This window comes from Anaerostipes butyraticus (assembly GCF_016586355.1).
Classification (GTDB): Bacteria; Bacillota; Clostridia; order Lachnospirales; family Lachnospiraceae; genus Anaerostipes; species Anaerostipes butyraticus.
Window position 1 is genome coordinate 293114 of sequence record NZ_BLYI01000027.1, and the last position, 26739, is coordinate 319852.

Consider the following 26739-nt stretch of genomic DNA (forward strand, 5'->3'; position numbering starts at 1 on the left):
ATTTTTTTACCAGGAGGAATGTAACATGAAACAATATGATGTAACAGGTATGAGCTGTGCGGCATGCAGCAACCGGATTGAAAAGGCCGTCTCTAAAGTGCCGGGAGTTACTTCCTGTTCTGTCAGCCTGCTGACGAATTCTATGGGAGTGGACGGCACCGCTTCTCCTGAGGCTGTAATTGCTGCTGTTGAAAAGGCTGGATACGGCGCCTCAGAAAAAGGGGCTCATGGAGATCAGGCCCGCGAAAAGGGAGGTTCTATGGCCGCAGAGGAAGAATCTCTGAAAGATAAGGAGACCCCGAAGATGAAACGCAGACTGATTGCCTCCCTGTGTTTCTGGATCCCGCTGATGTATATTTCCATGGGACATATGATGTGGAACTGGCCTCTTCCATCAGTCCTGGCTGAGAACCACATGGCCATGGGATTGATAGAACTTCTGCTGACAACGATCATCATGGTAATCAACCAGAAATTCTTTGTCAATGGCTTTATCAGCCTGATTCACGGAGGACCGAATATGGATACTCTGGTGGCTCTAGGGGCAGGAGCCTCTTACGGATACAGTCTATATGGCCTGTTCGCCATGTCCGCTGCCTTGACTCGCGGCGATGCGGCAGGAGCCATGTCCTATATGCATGAGTTCTACTTTGAATCAGCCGGTACAATCCTGACGCTGATCACAATAGGAAAGCTTTTGGAGTCAATTTCTAAAGGGCGTACGACAGACGCCCTGAAAGGTCTGATGAAGCTGGCTCCGAAGACAGCGACTGTCTTTCGAGATGGGAAAGAAGAAGTCGTATCCGTAGATCAGGTGCGTAAAGGTGATATTTTTGTTGTAAAACCAGGTGAAAACATTCCGGTTGACGGAATTGTAGTAGAAGGAACCAGTGCAGTTAACGAATCTGCGCTGACCGGCGAAAGTATCCCAGTGGATAAAAACACAGGCGATGCTGTATCCGCTGCAACTTTAAACCAATCTGGTTATCTGCGGTGCGAAGCATCCCGTGTAGGTGAAGATACAACCCTGTCTCAGATCATCCAGATGGTCAGCGATGCGGCTGCCACCAAAGCTCCTATCGCCAAGATTGCGGATAAGGTATCCGGTATCTTCGTTCCGGCAGTAATCGGGATCGCTGTTGTTACCCTAATCGTATGGCTGCTGGCCGGAGAGGCAATCGGTTTCTCCCTGTCAAGAGCAATCTCTGTACTGGTAATCAGCTGTCCATGCGCCCTCGGACTTGCCACACCAGTGGCAATCATGGTAGGCAACGGCATGGGTGCAAAGAACGGAATTCTTTTCAAGACAGCTGTCTCTCTGGAAGAAACAGGAAGAACACAGATTGTTGCATTGGATAAGACTGGAACTATCACCAGCGGTGAACCTAAAGTAACAGATATGATCCCTGCAGAGGGAATTTCAGAACAGGAACTTTTAAGCTATGCTTACGCATTGGAACAAAAAAGCGAACATCCTCTTGCCCATGCTATCGTTGCAAAGGCACAGGAAAACGTTTCCTTACAGAAATATGCCGCAAATGAATTCCAGGCAGTTCCTGGCAATGGCCTTTCCGGAAAAGTAAATAACTGCATGGTCCGTGGAGGAAATATGAAATTCATCAGCCAGAGCACAGAACTCTCAGAAGAGATACAAAAAACAGCCGATCGTCTCGCGGAAGAAGGAAAGACCCCTCTGTTCTTTGCCAGAGACGGCAGACTGATCGGTATCATCGCAGTGGCAGACGTAGTAAAAGAAGACAGTCCTGAGGCCATCAGAGAGCTTCAGAACATGGGAATCCACGTAGTTATGCTCACCGGTGACAACGAGCGTACCGCAAAGGCTATCGGCGTTCAGGCCGGCGTGGATGAAGTAATCGCAGGGGTGCTGCCTGACGGAAAAGAAAGTGTCATCCGTTCCCTGAAGAAAAAAGGTAAAGTCGCCATGGTAGGGGATGGCATAAACGATGCTCCGGCTCTTACAAGAGCAGATATGGGCATCGCCATCGGAGCTGGCACAGATATCGCCATCGACGCCGCAGACGTTGTCCTTATGAAGAGCAGGCTGACCGATGTGGCCGCCGCGATCCGTTTAAGCCGGGCAACCCTGCGCAATATCCACGAGAATCTGTTTTGGGCATTCATTTATAACGTCATCGGTATCCCGCTGGCCGCCGGCGTATGGTATCCAATTTTTGGCTGGCTGTTAAATCCAATGTTTGGGGCTGCGGCAATGAGTCTTTCCAGCTTCTGCGTGGTAAGTAATGCATTGCGTCTTAACTGGTTCAAAATGTATGACGCCAGTAAAGATAGAAAAATTAAAACAAAGAATAACAACAAGGAGGACAAAACTATGACAAAAACAATGAGTATTGAAGGTATGATGTGCGGACACTGTGAGGCAACTGTAAAGAAAGCCCTTGAAGCGCTCAAAGGAGTAGAAAATGCGGAAGTCAGCCACACAGCAGGTACAGCAGTGGTAACTCTGGATGCTGACGTCAGCGATGATACACTTAAAAAGGCTGTAGAAGATCAGGATTACAAAGTTACAAAAATAGCATAAATTTATCTGATCCATAACAGATAGATAAGACATGAAAAACAGGTCAAAGGTGCAGGCTGGTCACAGCCGGCCGCTGGCCTGTTTAATTTTCACGAAAGGAGTCATTCATCATGAAAAACAGAAAGGCCCTTGGCTGGGGCGAGTTTATTCTCGGAATTCTTCTTATCATTATAGGAATCTATACTTTAATCAAACCTTATAGCACAATACGAGGAGTCACTTTTATTTACGGTCTTGCTGCGCTGATAACCGGCATTATTGATATCATTTTTTATGTCAAACTGGAAAACCGCTTTGGGGTTTCTCCTGTTCCGGCACTGGTTGGAGGTATTATCAGTATCATTGCAGGTCTTTTGATCCTGTTTAATCTTGGAATTGGAACATGGGTAATCGTCGTTCTGTTCCCCATCTGGTTCATTGCTCATTGTATTGCACGGCTTGCCCACCTGCCGTTTATCCGTATAACTTCTGGAACAGGAAATTATTACTTTACTCTTTTTGTAAACATCATCGGATTGATTCTGGGTATTATGATGATCTTTGATCCAATTATTTCTTTCTTCTCCATTGGATATCTGATTGGGATATATCTAATCTTTCTTGGAATTGACAGTATCGTTTTTACTCTGAACTTATTAGATTCTCTATGATCAGGGGTTCCTCTATGAATAAAAAACAAAACCCACGTAAATACGTGAGTTTTAAGATGGACCAGGCGGGAGTTGAACCCGCGTCCAAAAACCCGTTCACTTAAGGCTCTCCCATTACAGTCTGCCTATTGACATTCCCTCCACAGCACTCCGACAGACGGGATGGCTGCTTCAGTAGCTTCATAAATACTTCATCTGCCGCAAAGCTTAGGCAGACGAGTGTCCTGCATCATTGAAGCTGTATCTTCAGACTGCAGGTGATCCGAAGGCAGCTGCTGCAATTAGGCTGCAGCGTACGCTAATTTATTATTATCTGCGTTTATATTTAAGTTTGTACCGTAAGGTGGTCCCTCCCAATGGCTCCTCAAGCTTCAAGATCCCTGTCGAAACCAGTACTGGCCCTGAATATTGAAACCTGCGGGACTGAAAGCACTTCCAGTCCCGAACTGTAATTATATCTTTTTTCTTTCTGTCTGTCAAGATACCCTGAAGATTAACCGAAATTCCGCACTTTGAAGTCTCTCTGAGCTTCTCTGAGCTGATCTCTTTTGGCTATATCCTGACGTTTGTCATACAATTTCTTTCCGCGGCAGAGTCCTATTTCCACTTTTACAAGACTTCCCCTAAAGTATACTTTCAGCGGTATTAATGTATATCCCTTTTGTTTTATCTGCCCTGCCATTTTAGAAATTTCTGATCTGTGAAGCAGAAGTTTCCGGACTCTCAACGGATCTTTATTGAAAATATTTCCCTTTTCATATGGGCTGATATGCATTTGATGGATAAAGGCTTCTCCATCATCAATTCCGATAAATGCTTCTTTGATGCTGCAGTGTCCCTGCCTCAGAGATTTTACTTCTGTTCCGTGCAGTACAATGCCTGCTTCAAATGTATCTTCTACAAAATAGTCATGTCTCGCCTTTTTATTATTGGCGATCAGCTTTGTTCCACTGGTCTTCGCCATCATCATCCTCCTCCAAATCAAAATCAATATTTTTCAGAAGCATGTCAACTCCTGCTACTCTGATCTTCACCTGTTCTCCCAGCTTGAACTGGCGTCCTGTTCGTTCTCCTACCATAGAATATGTCGCTTCATCATAATAATAGAAGTCACCCGGCAGTTTGGAAACATGGATCATTCCTTCTACCGTATTTGGCAGCTCCACATATACCCCCCAGCTGGTAATGCTGGAAATGATTCCTCTGTGAACTTCTCCGATCCTGCGTTTCATATATTCTGCTTTTTTCAGTTTCTCAACTTCCCGCTCTGTTTCGTCTGCCCGCCGTTCTGTCTTTGATGTCTGTTCGGCAACCTTTGGCAGGATTCTCTCATAATGAGCAAATCTTTCCGGAGTAAATGTTCCATGAAGATTTTCTTTTATGATTCTGTGAATCTGCAGATCCGGATACCTTCGAATCGGCGATGTAAAATGGCAGTAATATCTTGTAGACAGACCAAAATGCAGAGAACACTGTACCGTATACTTGGCCTGCTTCATGGATCTCAGCGTCAGCCGGCTGATCAGAGGCTCCTCCGGTGTTCCTTCAATTTTTGTCAGCAGTTTCTGCACTTCCATAGGATGAAGTTCTTCCCGGTTAATTTTAAGATAAATTCCGAAATTCTGCAAAAATGCCTGCAGTTTATCGACTTTCTCACCATCTGGAATATCGTGGGTCCGGTATAAAAACGGAATTTCTCTCCAGTAAAACTCTTCCGCAACCGTTTCATTGGCACACAGCATAAAATCTTCTATGATCTTAGTGGCAGCATTTCGCACCTGCGGAAATACATCCACAGTATGTCCCTTTTTATCCAGAATAATCTTGGATTCCGGGAAATCAAAATCAATGCTTCCTCTTGCATGACGGCGTTCTCTTAGTATATCAGACAGCTCTTTCATTAACTCAAACATAGAAACAAGATTTTCATATCGTTTCCGTTCATTCAAGTTACCTTCCAGGATCGCTGCGACGCTGGTGTAAGTCATTCGTTCATTGACCCGGATCACCGTCTCTGCAATTTCATGATCCACCACTTTGCCTTCTTCATCGATTTCCATCAGACAGCTGAGTGCCAGACGGTCACATCCTGCATTCAGGGAACAAATTCCATTGGAAAGCTGATGCGGCAGCATTGGAATCACCCGGTCTACCAGATAAACACTGGTGCCGCGTTTTAAAGCCTCCTGATCCAGAGGGGATCCTTCTGTGACATATTCTGATACATCCGCAATATGAACCCCAAGAAGATAATGACTGCCCTTTTTAGACAATGTAATCGCGTCATCCAGATCTTTGGCGTCTTCTCCATCAATCGTAACAGTCGGCAGATCCCTCAGGTCTTTTCTTCCCGGGTAATCGTCCCCATCAATCTCCACTGGGATCGTTTTCAGCTGTTTTTCTATCAGTTCATTAAATTCTGTTGGAATATTATACGCCTTTACAATGGATAATATATCCACTCTGGGATCATCTCTGTGTCCCAGGACTTCTATGATCTTTCCTTCCGGACTGTGCCTTTCATCTCCATAATCTGTAATTTCCACCAGAACTTTGAATCCACTGGTAAGATTTTTGCACTCCTCTTTCGACAGAAAAATATCGCTGTCAAATCTCTGGTTATCCGGAACAACAAAACCAAAGTTCTGATTTTTCTCCAAAGTTCCAACAATTGTCTTTAAGCCGCGCTCCAGGATTTTAATGATCTTTGCTTCTGTATGATGTCCTGATTTTCTCTGTGTATCAATGGTCTCTATCAGCACCGTATCCTCATGGAAGGCTCCATTCATGTTTTTTTCATTGATATAATAATCTTCCTCTTTGCCTTCTACCGCCACAAATCCATATCCATTCTTTGTACAGGTGAAGACCCCCTTCAGGACTTCTTTCTCTATTGGCTTATATTTCCCGCGTTTTGTAACCTCTATGCTGCCTTCCTCTACCAGTTCCTCCAGAAGTTTTACAAATTCCGGCCGGTCCTCCGGAGTTACCTGCATCAGATATCCAATTTCCTTTTGCTTCATTGGACGGTAATGCTTGTCATATATTAATGCTTTTATCTTCTTTTTTCTCTCATCTCTCTGATTTTTCATCTCTGTCTCCTCTTTTACACCTCTGTTATCAGGAAGCAGAAAATTCTTCCTTTACGAAAGAAAAACACTTCTTAAAACAAGTTTTAAGAAGTGTTTGCTGTCTCACTAAATAAATCTTGAACAAAGAATCGCCGCTGTCACAAAGAAAATAATTGTGAAAAACGCAGTCGCACGAATCAAAGTTCCTTCTTTTGAACGTCCTTTGTTCTTACTCCAGTAGGTCCCCATATCTGCGGTACCTGTCAAAGAGCCTAATCCCGCTTCCTTTCCTTCTTGCATTAAAACTAATATAATTAATATGATAGACGCTATAATAAATATTACGGTTAACGCTGTTTTCACGATATGCCTCCTCATTCATCTTCTACTCACTGTGAAACATTTTATCACAGAAAGAATCGGGATGCAAGAAAAACTCTGAAGCTTAGCATGAATTTTACATTCTTTTTAATAGAAGCCATATCTCCGGCAGCTTCCCAGCTGTTCTTCAATCCGAAGAAGCTGATTGTATTTTGCCGTACGGTCGGATCTGCATGGTGCTCCGGTTTTGATCAGCCCGCTGTTGACTGCCACAGCGATATCCGCAATGGTTGTATCTTCTGTTTCACCAGATCGATGAGAGATGATCGTATGATATCCGGCATTTCTTGCTACCTCAACTGCGTCTAATGTCTCTGTCAGAGTCCCAATCTGATTTAACTTTACCAGGATACTATTGGCAATATCTTCCTCAATCCCCTTTCTTAGTCTGGAAACATTTGTTACAAACAGATCATCTCCGACCAGCAGAATCTTTTCACCCAGACGATAGGTAAGCACTTTCCATCCTGTCATATCTTCTTCATTTAATCCATCTTCGATGGAGAAGATCGGATACTGCTCCGTTAATCTTTCATAATACTGTACCATCTCTTCGGAATTTCTCCGGACTTCCCGTCCTGACATGCGGCTTTCTCCTTCAAAATAATAGACATCTTCATCTTCATTATATATTTCAGACGCAGCACAGTCCATGGCAATGGCAACTTCCTCCTTTGTTTTATATCCTGCAGTCTCGATTGCCTGGACAAGAAGATCTAAAGCTTCTTCTGAACTTTCCAGATTTGGAGCGAATCCTCCTTCATCGCCTACTCCCGTGCTCAGATTTTTAGATTTCAAAATATCTTTTAATGTATGATACACTTCTGTTCCGATCATCAATGCGTCTTTGAAGGAATCTGCACCCACTGGCGCAATCATAAATTCCTGAAAATCCACTGTATTATCTGCGTGTTTCCCTCCATTTAAAATATTCATCATAGGAACAGGAAGCTTGCATGCAAAACTTCCTCCCAAATATTGATACAGAGGTATTCCAAGACCGCTGGCTGCTGCCTTTGCTGCGGCTAACGAAGCTCCCAGAATCGCGTTAGCTCCAAATCGTTCTTTATTGGGAGTCCCGTCTGCTTCCAGCATGATCTCATCAATTTCAATCTGATTCAGCGCATTTTTCCCGATCAGCCGGTCTGCTATCTTATGATTTACATGGTTGACTGCCGTCTCAACGCCAAGCCCTCTGTAGCGCTTTTCCCGGTCCCGAAGTTCCAGCGCTTCAAATTTTCCTGTGGAAGCTCCGGACGGAACAATCGCCCTTCCTCTGGCTCCTCCCTGGAGAGCAACTTCCACCTCCACGGTAGGATTTCCCCTGGAATCCAGGACTTCTCTGCCGATTACATTTTCGATACTCATACGATATTTCAACATCATCACACCCTTTACAAATAATAATGCTATTATTTCCAAGAATATGAATCCCTATACCAAAAAGAGGGAATCTCGCGTTATCTGAATATATTCTTTTTGTAGTCATGAGTAATTTTCAGATAAACTGCCCATATTCCCAAGTACAGCAAAGAAAGCAGCAGATCTGATTCAAAATATGCTTTCGTTTCTATTATCTCCGGCAGCAGATCTGCCAGCATATACAAGGCGTATATCCCAATGATCGTCTGAATCCCCAGATTAAGAAATGCTAAAAATCCTGTCACTTCATACTTTTTTCTATGCTGATTTTCTCTCAGCAAGCAGATTTCAAACAAAAATGCAATTCCTGAAGGAGCGCTAAAAATGAATACGGCATAAAACGGTACCTCCCCTCCCCAAAAGCACTGATAGATTATATTGATAAACCGGATCAGCATAATACTGGCTAAAATTATATGCAGTTTTTTATTCATATTACTTGTTAACATACCCTGCCCCCTCTTTTCTTATAAATGATCCAAATGCAGTTTTATTTCTTCATAATCAAAGGAAGCACCAATTCTTTGATTATTCTGATCTAATATTCGGTAATGTTTTGAAATAATATTCTGCTGAATCTTGTAACCATTTTTTTGCTCCAGTTCACGCCACCAGACATGACCTCCCATGGTTTTCTTATATATAATTTCACCCTGGTCAAATGCAAGACTCTTTATAATTTCTTCCGGATATCCTCCAAATGCAGTCTCCAGTATGTCACTGTCAGAAAAAATACTGCATAAAGCCACACTGCCAGTCCATCCGAGAGAGCGTCTTCCTTTCTCAATTTCCACCAATTTCTTTTTTGATATTCCTATAACTTCTGACATTTTCTGCTGACTGAATCCATATTCTGTCCTTATCATTTTTTCTTTGCCATCACATAACGCAATAAATTCCTCTCTTGTCATTTCATTCTCCTTCCATTTATAGTGTAATTTTACACTATTTATTCCGTTTTTACAACTCCATTTTATATCTGATGCCGATATATTATCCCGAAATATTACATTGGGAGAACTGCCTATGACCAATTCAAGAATACGGCCGCATAAAATAATACCCTGCAGACAATATATCTTGTTCGCAGGGTATTACTCTCTCACTCTTTTTCTTCAATTGCCGCAAAAAATAATTCGTACAGATCGTCTTCTCCTTCCAGTTTCGGTGAGTTTTCTCCACCTCCATTTGTACTCCTTTTCATTGAAGCGTAAAATTCCTCTCCGGCATTTACAAGTTCCATCGGATAAAGTTCATATCCAAGTTCCTGGCATTTCTTACAAAAAGCAAACAGCGGTTCTTCTGCCTGTCTTGTCTCTAATAATTCCTGCCGTATCTTCTCATCATGAAATGCCTTTTCCTGCAGTTCTGTTAAAATATCAAATACTGTCATCTGACTCACCTCCCTGTGAATATCTGATGTTTCCGGCTCATTGAATACAAAAAGGCGCCTATGTTTTTACATAAGCGCCTTTGCTTCTGATTCTTTTATTTTACAAGTAAAGATTTTCCTGTCATCTCTTTTGGCTGTTCCATTCCCATCATCTCAATCAGCGTTGGAACAATGTCTGCAAGGCATCCACCTTCTCTTAATGTTACGCCCTCATCATAATTTACAAGGATAAATGGTACCGGATTTGTTGTATGAGCAGTGAATGGTTCTCCTGTCTTATAATCTACCAGCTGTTCTGCATTTCCATGGTCTGCACAGATAAACATCTGTCCGTTTACTTCTTTAATTGCATCCACAGCATCTCCAATGCATTTATCTACTGCCTCAACAGCTTTGATTGCCGCAGCTTCAATTCCTGTATGACCAACCATATCGCTGTTTGCGAAATTCACAATAATTACATCATATTTATCTGATTTGATTGCTTCTACTAATTTCGCTCCAACTTCCGGCGCGCTCATTTCAGGCTGAAGATCATATGTGGCAACTTTTGGAGAATTTACAAGAATACGCTCTTCTCCTTCATTTGGTTCTTCAATTCCACCGTTAAAGAAGAATGTAACATGCGCATATTTCTCAGTTTCTGCCAGACGAAGCTGTTTTAAACCATGAGCTGCAAGATATTCTCCAAATGTATTCTTGATTTCAACTTTATGGAATGCTACCAGTTTATTCGGAATTGTAACATCATACTCTGTAAAGCATACAAATGTTGTCTTAAAGTATCCATTTGGACGTTCAAACTGATCAAATTTATCATCGCAGATTGAACGAGTGATTTCTCTTGCACGGTCTGGTCTGAAGTTATAGAAAATAACAGAATCGTTTTCTTTTAATGTTGCAACCGGAGCTCCATCTTTCATGATGACAGTAGGAACTACGAATTCATCTGTAACGTCTTCTTTGTAAGATGCCTCGATTGCGTCTACTGCATCTTCTGCTGTATTTCCCTGTCCGAGAACGATTGCGTTATATGCTTTCTGAACACGATCCCAGCGATTGTCACGGTCCATAGCGTAGTAACGTCCTGAAACAGACGCGATCTCTCCGACACCGATCTCTTTCATCTTCTCAACTAACTCTTCTGCATATTCTTTTCCAGAAGTAGGCGGAGTATCACGTCCGTCTAAAAACAGATGTACATAAACCTTGTCCAGTCCATTTCTCTTCGCCATTTCAAGAACACCATATAAATGTGTATTGTGGCTGTGTACTCCTCCATCAGATAACAATCCAAAACAGTGAAGTGCAGAATTGTTTTTCTTACAGTTATCCATTGCTTCCAGCAGAGCTTCATTCTTAAAGAAATCTCCATCTTCAATTTCTTTTGTAATTCTTGTTAATTCCTGATATACGACACGTCCTGCGCCCATATTCAGATGTCCCACTTCAGAATTACCCATCTGTCCTTCTGGAAGTCCGACTGCCATACCAGAAGCATTTCCTTTTACAAAAGGATATTCTTTCTTCAGTCTGTCCATGACTGGAGTTTTAGCTTCTGCTACCGCATTCCCTTCTACCTTGTCATTTAATCCGTATCCATCTAAAATCATAAGAACAGTTGGTCTTCTACTCATTTTTATCTCCTTTATTTTATGAATTTTTCTTTTATAGTCCGTTAATATTATAGCGATTTTTTAAAATAAATTCAACATCAGATTCTTTGATGATATAAAAAATCTACAGACAATTGTGTAAAATCACTAATAATCTCATCTGCCATATGCAGATCCTGTTTTATCGCATCCGGATTTGCATAGCCGATACATCCCATTCCTGCTGCCTTTGCCGCCTTCACTCCACTTTCAGAATCTTCTATTACAATACATTTTTCCGGAGCGATCCCCAATGCTGCTGCCGCTTTCAAAAATATTTCAGGATCCGGTTTTCCCTTTTTGCAGTGTTCTCCGCTGATGACCGCATCAAACATATTGGTAATGCCGATTGCCTGTAAATCTGCTTCAATATCCGTTACATTGGACGAAGAGGCCAAAGCCATCGGAATCCTGTCTGCCTTAAGCTGTTTTATAAGATCAACGCTTCCCGGCATTGCTTTCATTCCTTCTTTTTCAATCAGTTCTTTCCGGATTTCTGACCACTGTTTAATATAATATGAAACTTCTTCCGGAAGATGGAATTCCTCTTTCATGACAGTCCACATATATTCGTGAGTTGTTCCGAGAAACTGATCATGATAATGCCAGTCCACTTCAATCCCGGATCGTTTCAGCAAAATATGTTTTGCCATAACGTTGCTGTATTCTGAATCTGCGATGACTCCATCCTTATCAAATATTACTGCCTGATACATTTTCTTTTTCATAAATTTTCTTCCCCGCCTCCGCTGCCTTCTGCTGAATTTTTCATTGCATATCCACTATATTATCGTAAGGCAGCATTGTCAACAAATCTTCTTCTCTGTTATAAGACGGTTCCAATTTCTAGACGCTGCTTCAGGAACGTAGTATAATATCAGAAGGGATATATTTACAGATTTTCCATGGAATTGGAGGTGCAATTATGTTACACGAAGTTAGCTTTCAGTCTTTTAATGATCGTGATGAAGTTCAGGGATGGATCTATGTTCCAGCCGCAAAACCAAAGGGAATTGTCCAGATCATCCACGGATTTGGAGAACATTCCCGGAGATATCTGCATATGATCGTAAAATTTATGGATGCAGACTATATTGTAGCTGCTGATGACCATGTCGGCCACGGAAAAACCGCTATGATGAATGATACATGGGGCGACTGGGGAGACAAAGGCTTCCATACGATGATGGAAGATGAACACACTTTAAAGACCATCGTATGTGAAAAATACCCTGATCTGCCTTATTTTTTGTTTGGCCACAGCATGGGATCCTTCATCACAAGAGATTTTGCCGCAAAATATGGAAACGAACTGTCTGGAATCACGATATGCGGTACAACCGGTATTTTCCGGGGCGCAGACAAAGCAGCCGAAGCTTTAAAAAAAGCAATTGATGAAGGAAAGGGCAAAGAATCCGATCCGCAGTTTACTGCCGGTCTGATGGGCTGGATGTGTGAACGATGCGGCGATGTTTCCATCGGAAATGAATGGATTTGTGCAGATCCCTATGTACAGCAGGATCATGCGGATGATCCTTTTGACGCTTTTACAAAACCAACAACCAATCAGGCTCTCTATGATTTTACGCAGATGATGGAATCCATTGTGGGAACTCAGTGGGCCGAAAAAGTTCCAAAAGAACTTCCCATCTATAACATCGGAGGAGACCAGGATCCTGTCGGCGAATATGGAAAAGGCATCTATGAAGTCTCAAACTGGCTGTACGAAACCGGACATACAGTAACCACCAAAGTTTATTCCGGATACCGTCATGAAATTCATAATTATTCTGCAATCAAAGATGAAGTAGAGGAAGGAATCTTAGCATTTATGGATGCTGTTCTTTCTTAGTCTCTATCTCATATACAAGAAGACGGCAGATTGATTTCCGCCGTCTTCTTTTATTTCACCCGCACCTTGATCAGTCTGCTGTACTGACTGTAGATTTTTTTCCCCTGAACCGTCTTATATGCTCTGACCTTTATATAATAAGACTTCTTTGATTTCAGATTTTTTATCTTATATTTCTTTCCTGCGTTCACTGTTCTGAAGTTTTTATTCTTTTTTAAAGAATAAGATATCTGATATCCGCTGACTTTTGCAGAACTTCCTGATACCGTTACAGATTTTTTCCCTGACTGAACTTTTACGGAAGGTGTTTTAGGCCGAATCGTAAAAGACCTCTCTATTTTCCCCGTATAGTTTCCGATTCCAGTCCATCTGATTTTTGCAGTTCCAGGCCCGTTATTGTTATAATAGGTAATTTTATAATCTCTTCCTTCCTTTAGTGCAGCCCTGCCATCTTTGAGCGCCGGTTTGATCGTAATCGGACGGTTCTGATATGTCTGCTGACTGATCTTTGATACAGATACTTTTGTTATTTTCTTTGCAGGAGTTTTCTCTTCCGCCTTTGGCCTTTGTTCCGCAGACGGATTAGAAATTGCTGGAACCGTTTCTTCTGCCGGTCCCTGAATCACATCTGTTTTTTTCTCTTCATAAACCGGAAGTATACGAATTTTTTCTCCGTTGAATGTTACTTTAATCAGATCTCCTTCGCTTACCTTTTTCCCATCTCGTTCCCAGTGTAAAAATTCGTATCCGGCTTTCTCCTGAGCCGCCAGATCGTCCTGACTGAGTGTATACTGCTGGATGATTTCTTTTTCTTTCCGGCCAATGATCAAAACTCCTTTTATCTTCTCCCATACAGCTGCCGCTTCCAGATCCTGTGTCCGTCCGTTTACATAGATTGATCCCCCGGCAGGATAGATATTTACTCCGTTTCTCAGTCTCCATCCCCGGAAAACATAACCTTCTTTTTGATATCTGTTTGCCGGAAAATAGAATCTCTTTCCATTATCCGCCTCCATGGATTCCATCGTTCCGCTGACATTATCCGCTCCCGGCTGAAAATGGACTTTTATGCGGTCCGGAATCACAGGCTTATCTTTTTCCACCACGCAGATAATACGGATATTCTCTTCTTTTGCTCCTGGAGTATACTGAAATTCATTTTCTGTTATATTTCCCTTTGAACTTGTCCATTTCACAAAATGATAGCCTTCCTCTATTTTCATCTTTGGAAGCTGGATTCGTTCTCCCGTCTTTCCCCGGGTTACGACTGTATCTGGTTCTGCATATGCTGCCTGCTGAGGAATCTGATATTCTATCACGTATTGATTTGCTTCCCAGCTGCTTTTTAAAGTCAGTCCGTAACTTTCTACAGCCTCTGCATCTTCTTTCAAAAGCTGGTTTTCCATACCATTTCCGGTTATTTTCCACTGCAGGTGTTTCCCTTTTTCTCCAAAATCCTGCGCATATAAATCTTTCGGAGAGACCAGCAGCGGTTTTGCTGATTTTTGCACTTTTGGATAAATGATTGTTCTCAGCGTTGGAGTATGCGAAGCAGAAAAGGCTTCTAACGCTCCGTTTTCTGAAAGATTGATTTCTTCCAGTCTCGTATCGCCACAGTGCAGAAGTTTCAGGTCCGGATTGTTTACAAAACTAAGGCTTCCTGTCAGGTTATAATTTCCCAGCAGCGCTGCCTCTTTCAGTTCTGTATTCCAGTTTGTATTTAAGGTTTCCAGTTCATTGTTATTCATGTACAGTTCTTCCAGTTCCGGAAAATATGCCAGATCGATCTGCTGAATTCTGTTCTCATTTAAGTTAAGCCACTGAATTTTACGAAAATGATACAAGCCGGATGGATCCTGTATCCCTCTCCCGCTAAGACCAACGGATGTAACCCGGTCTCGCTCTTCTTCATTCAGTGCTCCGTCTCCATCTCTGTCATACCGCTGTGCCATTTCTAAAACTGCAGGATCCCTGAAATTCTGAAGGTTCAATTCCACTTTCTTTTCCTTATCCGTCTGGAGCAGAGAAAGCACCTGAAACTTCGGAAAGCCATATTGCTCCTGCATTTGTCCTTTAGTTTCAGATGCCGATACCCTGCCAGCATCTTTTCCTGCCATAACAGCAGCTGCATATGCCAGAAAGCATATGCGCAACAATACTTTTTTCATTTTTCCCCCTTTATTTATGTATACTATTTTCCCTGAAAGTCCGGATTCTTGTTCCCCTTTTCCGAACTTTGCCTGATTGTATCATCCCCCTGCTTTAACTGTCAATGCCTTGAATCCTGGTAATTTTACCCATCCATTCTGCGTCTGATCTCCGCAAAAGATATTACCGGAGGCTGGTTTTTTAAATGCTGGCCGATTTCTTTTTCCATCCATATCATATGATACCAGCGCTGAAATTTATATCCGCAGTTTTGAAATTTCCCAATCTGCTGATACCCCAGGCGCTTATGAAAATTCACACTATCCATTGTCAGATATTCATCTTCCTGCTCCGGATATGCAATACATGCATAAAGATTTAAAATTCCCTGTTCCTTTAACACTGATTCCAGCCTGTCATACAATCTTTTCCCAATACCTATTCCTCTCTTCTCCTGCTGGATGTAAATTGTTGTTTCCACCGCCCAGTCATATGCTGCTCGTTCTTTTAAAGGTCCTGCATAAGCATATCCGGCCGGCTTTCCGTCCTGTTCCGCCACAAAATACGGATATTTTCTCAGTGTGTTTTCAATTCTCTGCTGGAATTCTTCTATAGAGGGAACCTCATATTCAAATGTAATTGCTGTATTTTCCACATAAGGCGCATATATCTTTAACAGCTCTTCTGCATCTTCCGGCCTTGCTGTCCTGAAACAGATTTCTTTGTTTTTACCATTCATTCTCTCTCTCCTGCTTTTATGCTTCCTTCCACTGACTCTTTTGAGACAGCTCTATTGACTGTTTTAAATAATTGAAATTTCCCCACATATATTTTCGAAAATTATATCCTCCTGCCCGATAAACTTCATGAAACGCTGCCCATACACTCACTGCCGTACATCCCATAAGCACAATCCTGAAAATCTTATCTCGAAGTCTTACTGGAAAATGACTCAAAGTATAAGATTGGAATATAATATGGGGCAGTTCATCATGGAGCATCTGTCTGCATATGCTTTTTAATGCCGGTGAATCTATACTTTTTGACAATGCATCATAATATGTCAGCGCTATGATCTCCGCAGCTGCCAAAACCGTAACTTCACATTTCAAACTTCCCAGTTTCCTGAAAGCTCGGAAAATATAATCCAGATGAGACTTTGTTGATGGACGAATCCTATAATAATCCATAAATTTTTTCAAATAAGAGGAATGCCCATTCTCCTCTTTGATAAACCAGCGGACTGCTTCTTTGTAATCCTTCTCTCCTGTCTTAACCGCAAAAATTTCGGCCAGCCGCATCAGATTTCTTCCCTCTGAAGCTTCTCCCCTTTGAAAGGCTCGAATCGATGGCTGAATTAAAATCCTGTCTTCCGGCATCAATATGGATTCCTTCGAAAAATCAATGTTCAGACGATGTTCATTGTTTTTCTTAAAATACCGGATCCAGTCATTATAATGAAACTGACTCATTTTAGATCTTGTGATAATCATCATTTTGTGTCTCTCCTTCCTTTTCCCCTCTCTGCAACAGGATTATCTTTTGCAAGAAATCCTCTCAGGCAAGAAAAATCCCCGAACAATATATGCCCGGGGACCCATCTCATAATTAATCATCAAAATTATTTATAGTTTACAATTTTTCCAAAGTCCGGTTTTAAGGATGCTCCGCCAACTAATCCTCCATCGATATCCGGCTGTGCGAATAATTCCGGAGCACTGTCAGCAGATACAGATCCACCGTACTGGATACGGATTGCTTCTGCTGTTGCATCATCATAAACTTCAGCGATGCATGCACGAATTGCTGCACATACTTCCTGAGCCTGTTCTGTTGTTGCAACTTTTCCTGTTCCGATTGCCCAGATTGGTTCATAAGCGATAACAGCTGTCTTTGCCTGATCAGCAGTTACACCCTGGAACGCAATCTTAATCTGCTGGCGAACGAAATCAATTGTAACGCCCTGTTCTCTCTGTGTAAGAGTTTCTCCACAGCAGATGATCGGTGTAATTCCATGTTCGAAGGCTTTTAATACTTTCTTGTTTACAGTTTCATCTGTCTCAGCAAAGTATTCTCTTCTCTCGGAATGTCCGATGATTACATATTTTACACCTAAATCTGTAAGCATATTTGGAGCGATTTCTCCTGTGTAAGCTCCGCTTTCTTCAAAGTACATATTTTCAGCGCCGATTGCAATGTTGCTTCCCTCTGCTGCTTCGATCGCTGCCGGGATATCAATTGCTGGCACACAAAATACAACATCTGAAGTTTCACTTGCTACTAATGGTTTTAACTCCTCAATTAAAGCTTTTGCTTCACTAGGAGTTTTGTTCATTTTCCAGTTTCCTGCTACGATTGTTTTACGCATTCGACTTATCCTTCTTTCTTAAAATGTTTTTCTGTCCACGGCTTTCGCCTGTTTTGATTGAGTATGGAATTTCACAATGAAGTTCCGCTGACTAACATTCGGTCTGTGCCTTTGTTTCGAATTCGCTGCCAGTTGTTCCCTATTTATCGTTGGCTGCAACTACACCTGGAAGGTCTTTTCCTTCTAAGAATTCAAGAGATGCTCCACCACCTGTTGAGATATGTGTCATCTTATCTCCGAATCCTAACTGATTAACAGCTGCTGCAGAGTCTCCTCCACCGATGATTGTTGTAGCTTCTGTCTCTGCAAGAGCTTCTGCTACAGCGATCGTTCCTTTTGCAAGGATTGGATTTTCAAATACACCCATTGGTCCGTTCCAGACAACAGTCTTAGCAGATTTTACAGCGTCTGCAAATTTAGCTGCTGTTTCTGTTCCGATATCTAATCCCATCATATCTGCAGGAATTGCATCAGATGGTACAACAGATACTTCGATTTCTGCATCGATTGGATCTGGGAATGCTTTTGCAATCGTTGTATCAACTGGAAGGTACAGATTCTTTCCTAACTTCTCAGCTTTATCCATCATTTCCTTGCAGTAGTCGATCTTTTCATCATCAACTAAAGAAGTTCCTACTTCATATCCCTTTGCTTTTAAGAAGGTATATGCCATTCCACCACCGATGATCAGTGTATCACATTTTTCAAGAAGGTTGTCGATTACATTTAATTTGTCAGCAACTTTTGCTCCACCTAAGATGGCTACCATTGGTCTTTCCGGATTATTTACTGCATTTCCTAAGAAATCAATTTCTTTCTGCATTAAATATCCAACAACAGCGGTATCAACGAATTTTGTTACACCTACATTAGAGCAGTGTGCTCTATGCGCGGTACCAAATGCATCATTTACAAATACATCGCAGAGGCTTGCCAGCTCTTTGCTGAACTCTTCGCCATTCTTTGTTTCTTCTGCTCTGTAACGTGTATTCTGAAGAAGAACAACATCTCCGTCTTTCATTTCAGCAACGGCTGCTTCTGCGTTTTCTCCAACAACATTGTCATCAGCTGCGAATTTTACATCCTGTCCTAATAATTCACTTAAACGAACTGCAACAGGTGCAAGAGATAATTCCGGCTTTGGCTCTCCTTTTGGTTTTCCTAAGTGAGAGCAGAGGATAACTTTTCCTCCGTCTGCGATCAGCTTTTTAATGGTTGGAAGCGCAGCAACCAGACGGTTCTCGTCTGTGATTTTTCCGTCTTTTAAAGGTACATTGAAGTCACAGCGTACCAATACTCTTTTTCCTTTTACATTGATGTCATCTACGGATTTTTTGTTTAACATGTTTTTCCTCCTGAAATATAAATTCACAATGGGCCTGTATATTCCCCATTGTTCATCGAAAAAAAGGGTCCGGTCCAAAAAGACCGGACCCTCATCTGAGTCTAATTAACTGCATCAGGCAGTCTTGTCCTCATTTCGTTCTCAAAAATTAAGCTAATTCAGCAAAATATTTGATTGTTCTTACCATCTGGCTTGTGTAAGAGTTTTCGTTGTCATACCAAGATACAACCTGAACTTCATATAATCCGTCACCAATTTCAGTAACCATTGTCTGAGTTGCATCGAATAAAGAACCATATGTGATTCCTACGATATCAGAAGATACTAATTCTTCTTCTGTATATCCGAAAGATTCTGTGCTAGCAGCTTTCATTGCAGCGTTGATTCCATCAACTGTGATGTTTTCACCTTTAACAACTGCTGTTAAGATTGTTGTAGATCCTGTTGGAACTGGAACACGCTGAGCAGATCCGATTAATTTACCATTTAATTCTGGGATAACTAATCCGATTGCTTTTGCAGCACCTGTAGAGTTAGGTACGATGTTAACTGCAGCTGCACGAGCTCTTCTTAAATCACCTTTTCTCTGTGGTCCATCAAGTGTCATCTGGTCTCCTGTGTAAGCATGAACTGTTAACATGATTCCAGACTGGATAGCAGCGAAGTCATTTAATGCTTTAGCCATTGGTGCTAAGCAGTTTGTTGTACAAGAAGCTGCAGAAATTACTGTATCTTCTTTTGTTAATGTTTCATGGTTTACGTTGTATACGATTGTTGGAAGATCGTTTCCAGCTGGTGCAGAAATAACAACCTTTTTAGCTCCTGCTTTAATATGAGCAGATGCTTTTTCCTTAGATGTATAGAATCCTGTACACTCTAATACTACGTCAACATCAAGGTCTCCCCAAGGAAGTTTTGTTGCGTCTGCTTCAGCATAGATTTCGATTTCTTTTCCATCAACTACGATAGAAGATTCTTTAGCTTCTACTTTGTCAGCTAAAGCATATTTTCCCTGTGCAGAGTCATACTTTAATAAGTGAGCTAACATCTTAGGGTTTGTTAAGTCGTTGATTGCTACAACTTCATAACCTTCTGCTCCGAACATCTGTCTGAATGCAAGACGTCCAATACGTCCAAATCCGTTAATTGCTACTTTTACTGCCATCTCAATTCCTCCTAAGTCTTGATTAATTATTTGATGGATTTGCCAATTATGTTAATCTATTGACAAACTTCTTTTTTATTGTAAACAATCCCTCTTAAAATTTCAAGAGTATTTTCATATTTTTGTCATGTATACAACAAATTTTTTTAACAAATTTTTGCTGTTTTTCCCGGAAATTCCTGATCTTTTTGCTTGATCTCAGGCTGTAATATTTTTTTCATTTTCATCCAGCACATATTGGGCTATATTCTCTGCATGATCAGAAATTCTTTCCAGGTTTGATACGATATCCATGAAAAATACCCCTTCTTCCGGAGCACAGGATTCTGTCTTCAGCCGTTTGATATGATTTTTCCTGATCTCCTTTTCCATCTTATCTACCATCTGTTCCTTCTGCCGGGTTTCGGCTGCCAGTTCTGCATTATCTTCTTCCAGAGATCGGACAGACTGATGCAGAGCATTCTTTGTACATTCTGCCATTTCTTTTAATTCTTTTTTCGCTTCATCCGTGAGCCGCACTCCGGACTTTTTCAGACTCTGCATGCATTCGGCAATATTCTCCACATGATCTCCGGCCCGTTCAATATCTGTAATCGCGTCAAAAAGATGATTTACAACTATGATCTGCTTCTCCGGCAGAGACAGCTGGCTTATCTTCACCAGATATCCTGTAATCATGGTTTCCAGATGATTGACAACCTCTTCATTCTGAAAGATCTTATCTAACTTTTTCTGACTTGGTTCTTCTTTTCCTGCCTCTTTAATAATACGGTTCAGGTTTCCAATGACGATATATCCCATTCTGGCAACCTCTTTCACGGCATTTTCCACAGCGAACGTCGGTGTTTCAAGGATACGTGGATCCAGATGGCGCAGCACCATTTCTTCTACTTCTTCATCCTCATCTTCTGTTTCTTCCACATCTTCTTTGATGATCACTCCAGAGAGTTTTACCAGAAGATTTGCAAATGGGAATAATAAAATCGTGACGGATACATTAAAGATCGTATGGAAAGTGGAAATCTGAGTACTTGTAATATGCTGCATCGCCAGATCAGAAAATACTCCGAAAAAGATCGTCATGATCACACCATAGATCGCTGCTCCCATTACATTAAACAGCAGATGAATCACAGCCGCTCTCTTTGCTGTTTTATTTGCGCCTGCGCTGGATAAGATCGCAGTGATACAGGTTCCGATGTTCTGTCCCAGAGTAATGAAAATCGCAGATCTCCAATTGACAATTCCTCTCATGGCCAGTGTCTGAAGAATTCCTACAGAAGCGGAAGAGCTCTGGATGATCGCTGTCACTACTGCACCTGTCAAAATTCCAAGAATCGGATTATTCCCTAAAATCTGAAATGCTTTGTAGAAAACCGGGCTGTCCTGATACATTCCAATGGAACTTGACATGGAAGATAATCCGATAAACAGAATTCCAAATCCCACTGCTATTTCCGCTTTCTGAGTCAGATTCTGACGATTGGAAAATGTAATGATAAATGCACCGATTCCCAGTACAAAAGGCGCGAAGAAGTCAGGTTTCAGGGCGCCTGCCCACTCATTTGCTGATACCAGCCACGCTGTGACCGTCGTTCCAATATTGGCTCCCATGATCACACCTGCAGCCTGCGTCAGGTTCATGATCCCGGCATTTACAAAACCAACGATCATAACGGTCGTCGCAGAAGAACTCTGAATGATCGCAGTCACCAGCGCGCCTACCAAAACGCCTAAAAAGCGATTATTGGTAAGATATCCCAGAAGTTCTTTCATCTTGCTTCCCGCAGTTTTTTGAAGACCGGATGCCATGATGTCCATCCCGTATAAGAACATTCCAAGTCCTCCGATAAATGCAAATAAATTTCCAATATGTGTTAACATGCTCCTATTCCTCCTATGTTCTCTTATTATCTTAACAAAATCTTTACACTATTTAAAGAACTTTTTATATGAATCTTTCTTTCTTTTTACATTTGTATCATAATATAAGTACGAATACATAAAAAAGGAGAGTCGCATTATGATAAAAGCAGATTATCATCTACATACCAATTTTTCTTCGGATTCCACCGCACCAATGGAATCCATGATCCGGCAGGGGATTGCATCCGGTCTCGAGATTCTTTGTTTTACGGAACATCATGATATTGATTATCCTGAAAATCCTGACCACTTTGATTTTCTTCTGGATCTGCCTGCCTATAAAACCCGGCTGTCTGAGCTGAAGGAAACTTACCAAGACCAGATTGAAATCAATTACGGAATTGAACTGGGGCTTATGCCGTCCACGTTAGACCAGTGCTCTGATTTTGTAAAAGATGAAGCTTTCGATTTTATTATTGGATCAACACATATTGTAGACCAGATGGATCCTTATGATGCTGTTTATTTTGAAACATATCCGTCCAGACGCGGTCTGGAACGGTATCTGGAAGATATTCTGACCAATGTATTATCTTTTCATGATTATTGTGTCTATGGTCATCTGGATTATGCAGCCAGATATATAAAAGATAAGAATTTCCAATTCCATTATTCCGATTTCGGTGATTTGATCGATGAAATTTTAAAGCGTATTATCTCCGCTGGAAAAGGAATTGAGGTCAATACCGCAGGGCTGAAATATGGAATGCCGGATCCAAATCCTCATCATGAAATCCTGCGCCGATATCTGGAGCTGGGCGGTGAAATCCTGACCATCGGCTCTGACGGCCACTGTCCGGAACATATGGCATACGATTTCTCCATTCTCCCGGAATTTCTCCGTTCTCTTGGATTCCGCTATTATACAGTTTTCCGCAATCAGAAACCGGAATTTCTTCCTCTTTAAGTACGGGATGATCCTGTCCGGAAAATTTTATACTACAAGAATTTCGGACATTATTTTCTAAGAGAGAATCCTGCTTTGCAGGATTCTCCGCCTGCGGCGGGGCGCATGAGCGGTATCTTTTGTTCCGCCGCAGTATGATTCTCGTGGAGCGTTTTTATTTCATAGAAACAAAGTTTTCTATGAAATAAAAAAACAGGAGGCAGAATTTTCTGTCTCCTGGTATCATCTCCGGATCACAGCATACGCATCCATTCAGATTTTAAATGAGCACTGCCACTGACTGCCTGATCCAGCTGTTTTATCAGTTTTTCTTTATCCTTGTTCAGTGTCCCTCTCAAAGAAATATAATTTGATGCATGATTAGAACGAAAAATACATCCCGGACAATCCATATGTTCCAGCATTTCCCTTGTTTCAATCAAAATCTCATATGGATTCATCAGCTGAAACCTTCCGCTTTTTATTTCCTGCTCCAATGGAACACCTTCCTCTATCATCAGTGTTAAAAGGCCTGCATATTCCGGTTTCATTTCTGACAAAACTTTACCAGTTTCCACTGCATGCTCTTTCCACCACTTCTTTCCTCCCAGACCTGAAATTGCGGTGACAGACAGCCGGATTCCTGCATTATGGATTTTTTCTGCCGCCTTTATCATCTCTTTTGAATCTGCGCCTTTTTTCATATATTCCAGTACCTTATCACTGCCGGATTCCAGCCCCATATACACCATGGATAATCCCAGCTGACATAATCTTTTTAATTCATCCGTTTTTTTCAAAAGAATGCTTTTAGGAGAAGCATAACATGTTACCTGTCTGCACTCGGGAAACTTTTTCCGAATCAGCTTCAAAATCATCTCCAGATCTTGGACCGGACAGATTAATGCATCTCCGTCTGCCAGAAAAATTTTTTCTATTTTCGGATACATTTCCCTGGCTTCCATAAAATCATCTATAATTTCGTCTGTGGACCTGATTCTAAACTGTTTCGTTTTATACATGCTGCAAAAAGCACAGTGATTCTGGCTGCATCCAATGGTTACCTGGACGATCAGGCTGTAAGCCTCGCTGGGAGGCCGATATACAATTCCTTCATATTTCATATTTTTATATTTCCTTTCCATATTTCTTATCATTATACCAGAGAATCTGATCTTTCTTGTATTGCTTTTTGTATACTGCTCTAAAAGTACGCATATACTGAATATGGGGTGATTATGATGAAACTCTTTCAGCGATATTTAATCCGGGGATTTTTCTTTGTTTTGATTTTGGGATCCCTTTCACATTTTTTCTATCAATGGTCCGATGGTAATTTCATCATAGGATTATTCTGTCCTGTCAATGAATCAACATGGGAACACATGAAGCTGGCTTTCTTTCCAATGCTTCTATATTCCGCTTTTCTTTATGTCCGGTTTTCTTCCAATCTTTCCTGTATCCTGTACGCAATTCCTCAGAGCATCCTCTGGAGTACTGCTCTGATTCCTGTCATTTTTTATACGTATACCGGTATTTTAGGGAAAAATTATTTTATTCTGGATCTGCTTACTTTTGGCCTCAGCATCGCACAGGGATTCCGGATTCTTGGCCGCTGTTCCGGAAAATACCGCTGTTCCCGGCGTTCTATTTTTCTCTGGGTACTCATTTTTATTCTGACGGCAGGTTTTTTTGTTTTCTCTTATATGCCGCCGGACCTTCCCCTTTTTAAAGCACCGTAACAAGCTATACTTCCTCCTGGATGTGTGATAAAATCATAGTAAATGTATGATAAAATTGTGGTAATCTCTGGGGGAAATGTTATGAAAAAGAAAATCTGGATATTTTTTTGTACCGTAATCGCGGCTGCATCCGCTGTGCTGGGCGGATGCCAAAATAAGAAAAAGAATGAAACAAAACGCCCCGGCGCTGACATTGACGTTGTTGTCGAATTTAAAGGCCATAAAATCTCATTTGCAGATACATTTTTGACCCTGGAAGAGAAGTATGGAACCGCATATGGAATCACAAGGGATTTCAGTGACCCTGAAGTTGATGAGTTCTTTGTAAACAAAACGTATCATCCGACTGATGTTATGATTTCAGATACAGCTTCGGAAGGGGTTTCTCTTGATTTTGTGAATGATAATATTTTCCGCATAGCTCTGGAAAGCGAAAAAGCAAGCACAAATCATCTTAAATTTGATATGTCTGTAAAAGAGGCCGCTGATGCTCTTCACATTGACGAATCCAGTATTTTCTATGATCCTGAAGAAGTATCCACGCTCAATCTCCTGTTTTTTGATCAGGATAATAATATCATTGAACATTTGAATGAATCTGACAGTCGGGCGTTGTCTTTCTCCGGAAACGCCTACGAATATTTTTGCCTTTTTTATCGTGGAACCAGTGAAGATTATAAAGATGTTATAGATTCTTCTTCCTATGCTCTGGCATTAACAATCCGTGATGACCGGCTTTATGGCTTGTCCATTTACAATCTGGAGGAGTTTACGGCAAATTATGACATATATGATGATATATATGACTATTACAGTGACTGGGAATAAAGAATACAGGGTATCGTCTTTCTGTAAAAGTTCATCTGACGACATACATAAATTTTACACCAGGAGCCAGGCCTTGCACAGACCTGGCTCTTATTCTTTTCAAAAAATGCTGCCACATTAATTTTATTTCATGCGCAGCTCCGTTTTTTATGCTCTTTTTGTATACTTTAAATTAATCCATCCGATTCCGCTTTTTAACCGGCCCCATGTATCAGTTCCATTCACACTGGTTCCTGTAATCGTATACGTATTTGGATCATTATATGCCAGTGTGCCGGTTATCTTAGAGGAAGCTGAGGCAGATGCCCGAATATTCAGCACATCTCCTTTTTTCACCCCGTTTACCTTAATTGTAAAATTATTTTTCCCATCTGTAGTGGTTCCCTGAATTTTCTTCCCGGTCACTGCCTCTGCAATCGCTTTCGCACACACCTCTGCATTCCATTTCCCCTTGTCTGTTTTCGAATCAACAAAACAGCACTCTACAAGAATCGCCGCAGATTTTGTATGGTTCAAAACATACAAGTCTGTCCTTTTCTTTGCTCCTCTGTTTGTAATGCCAAGAGCAGAAGATACTGCCCTGCTTACTTTCTCTGCATACGTTTTCCCTGAGGATGAAACATATAATACTTCTGTTCCTGTTCCTCCTCCTGCGTTTAAATGAATGGAAATATCCAGCGTCACATCATGCTGATTGCATTTTGCTGTAATATTCGCTAAATTCTTTGACTGGGTTTTCCCACTGTCATCTGTGCAGTCATAAACTGTATGTCCCATAGATCTCAGATACAGAATCAGCTGATTTTTTACCTTTCGGTCTTCTGTTACTTCATCCAGATACCCGGATGCTCCCGGCACTATTTTGTTATGGCCGCCGTGTACATTATATTTTGACATATTTTAACCCTTCCTTTGCTATATTTTTGTTTTCCTCAATTCAATGGGGTCATAATAAAATATGTCGGATTCAGTATTTTGGTGTTTGATGTCTTGAAGGTTTTCTCATAAAAAAAACAGAAAAAACTTTGATGGAAATTTCAATTTACATATATTTCTGTAAAAGAAAAAAGCCTAAGAAACAAATCATTTCTTAGACTTTTCAGCAGGGGCAGAGAGACTCGAACTCCCAACTGCGGTTTTGGAGACCGATGTTTTACCGTTGAAACTATGCCCCTATTTTCTTCCCGATATGTTTAACATACCTTCAAAACATCATACAAAACCATTCTCACACTTCGCCTTCTTTGGTCAAAGCCTCGACCGATTAGTGACAGTCAGCTCCATGCGTTGCCGCACTTCCACCTCTGCCCTATCTACCTCGTCGTCTTCAAGGGGTCTTACTACCTT

The 26739-nt window shown here is 41.4% G+C and carries 24 protein-coding genes, 1 tRNA gene, 1 rRNA gene and 1 other RNA gene; 6 read left to right on the forward strand and 21 right to left on the reverse strand.

Going from position 1 to position 26739, the window contains the following annotated elements:
• Positions 1-25 precede the first annotated feature (25 nt).
• Complete coding sequence (locus tag JMF81_RS06910) at positions 26-2560, forward strand: heavy metal translocating P-type ATPase (protein ID WP_201310713.1); 2535 nt, start codon at positions 26-28, stop codon at positions 2558-2560.
• 110 nt (positions 2561-2670) lie between these two features.
• Positions 2671-3210, forward strand: coding sequence for an HdeD family acid-resistance protein (locus JMF81_RS06915; RefSeq protein WP_201310714.1), 540 nt, complete (start codon positions 2671-2673; stop codon positions 3208-3210).
• Between the two features lie 54 nt (positions 3211-3264).
• Here JMF81_RS06915 and ssrA read toward each other — a convergent pair.
• The 10 genes from ssrA to JMF81_RS06965 all read right to left on the reverse strand — a co-directional run bounded on the left by ssrA (position 3265) and on the right by JMF81_RS06965 (position 11860).
• Positions 3265-3612, reverse strand: a transfer-messenger RNA (tmRNA) gene (gene ssrA, locus JMF81_RS06920).
• Between the two features lie 91 nt (positions 3613-3703).
• Complete coding sequence (smpB, locus tag JMF81_RS06925; RefSeq protein WP_201310715.1) at positions 3704-4174, reverse strand: SsrA-binding protein SmpB; 471 nt, start codon at positions 4172-4174, stop codon at positions 3704-3706.
• Positions 4137-6302, reverse strand: a complete 2166-nt coding sequence (rnr, locus tag JMF81_RS06930; RefSeq protein WP_201310716.1) for a ribonuclease R — start codon at positions 6300-6302, stop codon at positions 4137-4139. The genes smpB and rnr overlap by 38 nt, the downstream gene beginning before the upstream one ends.
• A 105-nt stretch (positions 6303-6407) precedes the next feature.
• On the reverse strand, positions 6408-6659 hold the full coding sequence (gene secG, locus JMF81_RS06935; RefSeq protein WP_201310717.1) for a preprotein translocase subunit SecG: 252 nt from the start codon (positions 6657-6659) through the stop codon (positions 6408-6410).
• Positions 6660-6749: 90 nt separating this feature from the next.
• The gene (eno, locus tag JMF81_RS06940) at positions 6750-8042 is read right to left on the reverse strand and encodes a phosphopyruvate hydratase (protein ID WP_334297467.1); all 1293 of its coding nucleotides are present in this window, start codon (positions 8040-8042) and stop codon (positions 6750-6752) included.
• An 80-nt stretch (positions 8043-8122) separates the two neighbouring features.
• The gene (locus tag JMF81_RS06945) at positions 8123-8533 is read right to left on the reverse strand and encodes a hypothetical protein (protein ID WP_201310718.1); all 411 of its coding nucleotides are present in this window, start codon (positions 8531-8533) and stop codon (positions 8123-8125) included.
• Between the two features lie 18 nt (positions 8534-8551).
• Entirely contained in the window at positions 8552-8995 is a 444-nt protein-coding gene (locus JMF81_RS06950; RefSeq protein WP_201310719.1) for a transcriptional regulator, read from the reverse strand.
• 191 nt (positions 8996-9186) lie between these two features.
• On the reverse strand, positions 9187-9477 hold the full coding sequence (locus JMF81_RS06955) for a hypothetical protein (RefSeq protein ID WP_201310720.1): 291 nt from the start codon (positions 9475-9477) through the stop codon (positions 9187-9189).
• 95 nt (positions 9478-9572) lie between these two features.
• Entirely contained in the window at positions 9573-11114 is a 1542-nt protein-coding gene (gene gpmI, locus JMF81_RS06960; protein WP_201310721.1) for a 2,3-bisphosphoglycerate-independent phosphoglycerate mutase, read from the reverse strand.
• A gap of 77 nt (positions 11115-11191) precedes the next feature.
• Positions 11192-11860, reverse strand: a complete 669-nt coding sequence (locus JMF81_RS06965; RefSeq protein ID WP_243282562.1) for an HAD family hydrolase — start codon at positions 11858-11860, stop codon at positions 11192-11194.
• A 197-nt stretch (positions 11861-12057) separates the two neighbouring features.
• Here JMF81_RS06965 and JMF81_RS06970 point away from each other — a divergent pair, with 197 nt between their 5' ends.
• A complete protein-coding gene (locus JMF81_RS06970) occupies positions 12058-12984 on the forward strand; it encodes an alpha/beta fold hydrolase (RefSeq protein ID WP_201310722.1) in 927 nt (308 codons plus the stop codon).
• Positions 12985-13034: 50 nt separating this feature from the next.
• Here the strand turns inward: JMF81_RS06970 and JMF81_RS06975 are convergent, their stop codons facing one another.
• The 7 genes from JMF81_RS06975 to JMF81_RS07005 form a co-directional block, all read right to left on the reverse strand.
• On the reverse strand, positions 13035-15152 hold the full coding sequence (locus JMF81_RS06975) for an InlB B-repeat-containing protein (RefSeq protein WP_201310723.1): 2118 nt from the start codon (positions 15150-15152) through the stop codon (positions 13035-13037).
• Positions 15153-15277: 125 nt separating this feature from the next.
• Positions 15278-15871: a GNAT family N-acetyltransferase gene (locus JMF81_RS06980; protein ID WP_201310724.1), complete on the reverse strand. Its 594-nt coding sequence runs from the start codon at positions 15869-15871 to the stop codon at positions 15278-15280.
• Between the two features lie 16 nt (positions 15872-15887).
• On the reverse strand, positions 15888-16628 hold the full coding sequence (locus JMF81_RS06985) for a hypothetical protein (protein ID WP_201310725.1): 741 nt from the start codon (positions 16626-16628) through the stop codon (positions 15888-15890).
• 125 nt (positions 16629-16753) lie between these two features.
• The gene (gene tpiA / locus JMF81_RS06990; RefSeq protein ID WP_201310726.1) at positions 16754-17500 is read right to left on the reverse strand and encodes a triose-phosphate isomerase; all 747 of its coding nucleotides are present in this window, start codon (positions 17498-17500) and stop codon (positions 16754-16756) included.
• 139 nt (positions 17501-17639) lie between these two features.
• Positions 17640-18845 (reverse strand): phosphoglycerate kinase, encoded by a 1206-nt coding sequence (locus JMF81_RS06995; protein WP_201310727.1) that lies wholly within the window; start codon positions 18843-18845, stop codon positions 17640-17642.
• Between the two features lie 148 nt (positions 18846-18993).
• Entirely contained in the window at positions 18994-20010 is a 1017-nt protein-coding gene (gap, locus tag JMF81_RS07000) for a type I glyceraldehyde-3-phosphate dehydrogenase (RefSeq protein ID WP_201310728.1), read from the reverse strand.
• A 198-nt stretch (positions 20011-20208) separates the two neighbouring features.
• Positions 20209-21894 (reverse strand): Na/Pi cotransporter family protein, encoded by a 1686-nt coding sequence (locus JMF81_RS07005; protein WP_201310729.1) that lies wholly within the window; start codon positions 21892-21894, stop codon positions 20209-20211.
• Between the two features lie 139 nt (positions 21895-22033).
• On the opposite strand from JMF81_RS07005, the gene JMF81_RS07010 reads away from it, so the two are divergent.
• On the forward strand, positions 22034-22843 hold the full coding sequence (locus JMF81_RS07010; protein ID WP_201310730.1) for a histidinol-phosphatase HisJ family protein: 810 nt from the start codon (positions 22034-22036) through the stop codon (positions 22841-22843).
• Positions 22844-23076: 233 nt separating this feature from the next.
• Here JMF81_RS07010 and JMF81_RS07015 read toward each other — a convergent pair whose 3' ends face one another.
• Complete coding sequence (locus JMF81_RS07015; protein ID WP_201310731.1) at positions 23077-23946, reverse strand: radical SAM protein; 870 nt, start codon at positions 23944-23946, stop codon at positions 23077-23079.
• 117 nt (positions 23947-24063) lie between these two features.
• Here JMF81_RS07015 and JMF81_RS16905 point away from each other — a divergent pair, with 117 nt between their 5' ends.
• Positions 24064-24564 (forward strand): DUF6512 family protein, encoded by a 501-nt coding sequence (locus JMF81_RS16905; protein ID WP_378171628.1) that lies wholly within the window; start codon positions 24064-24066, stop codon positions 24562-24564.
• Positions 24565-24645: 81 nt separating this feature from the next.
• The gene (locus JMF81_RS07020) at positions 24646-25392 is read left to right on the forward strand and encodes a hypothetical protein (RefSeq protein WP_201310732.1); all 747 of its coding nucleotides are present in this window, start codon (positions 24646-24648) and stop codon (positions 25390-25392) included.
• Between the two features lie 147 nt (positions 25393-25539).
• On the opposite strand, the gene JMF81_RS07025 is transcribed toward JMF81_RS07020, so the two are convergent.
• From JMF81_RS07025 to JMF81_RS07035, 3 genes are all read right to left on the reverse strand, one after another.
• On the reverse strand, positions 25540-26289 hold the full coding sequence (locus JMF81_RS07025) for an N-acetylmuramoyl-L-alanine amidase (protein ID WP_201310733.1): 750 nt from the start codon (positions 26287-26289) through the stop codon (positions 25540-25542).
• Between the two features lie 206 nt (positions 26290-26495).
• Positions 26496-26567 (reverse strand) — tRNA-Trp (locus tag JMF81_RS07030).
• Between the two features lie 69 nt (positions 26568-26636).
• A 23S ribosomal RNA gene (locus JMF81_RS07035) occupies positions 26637-26739 on the reverse strand; the annotation flags it as partial.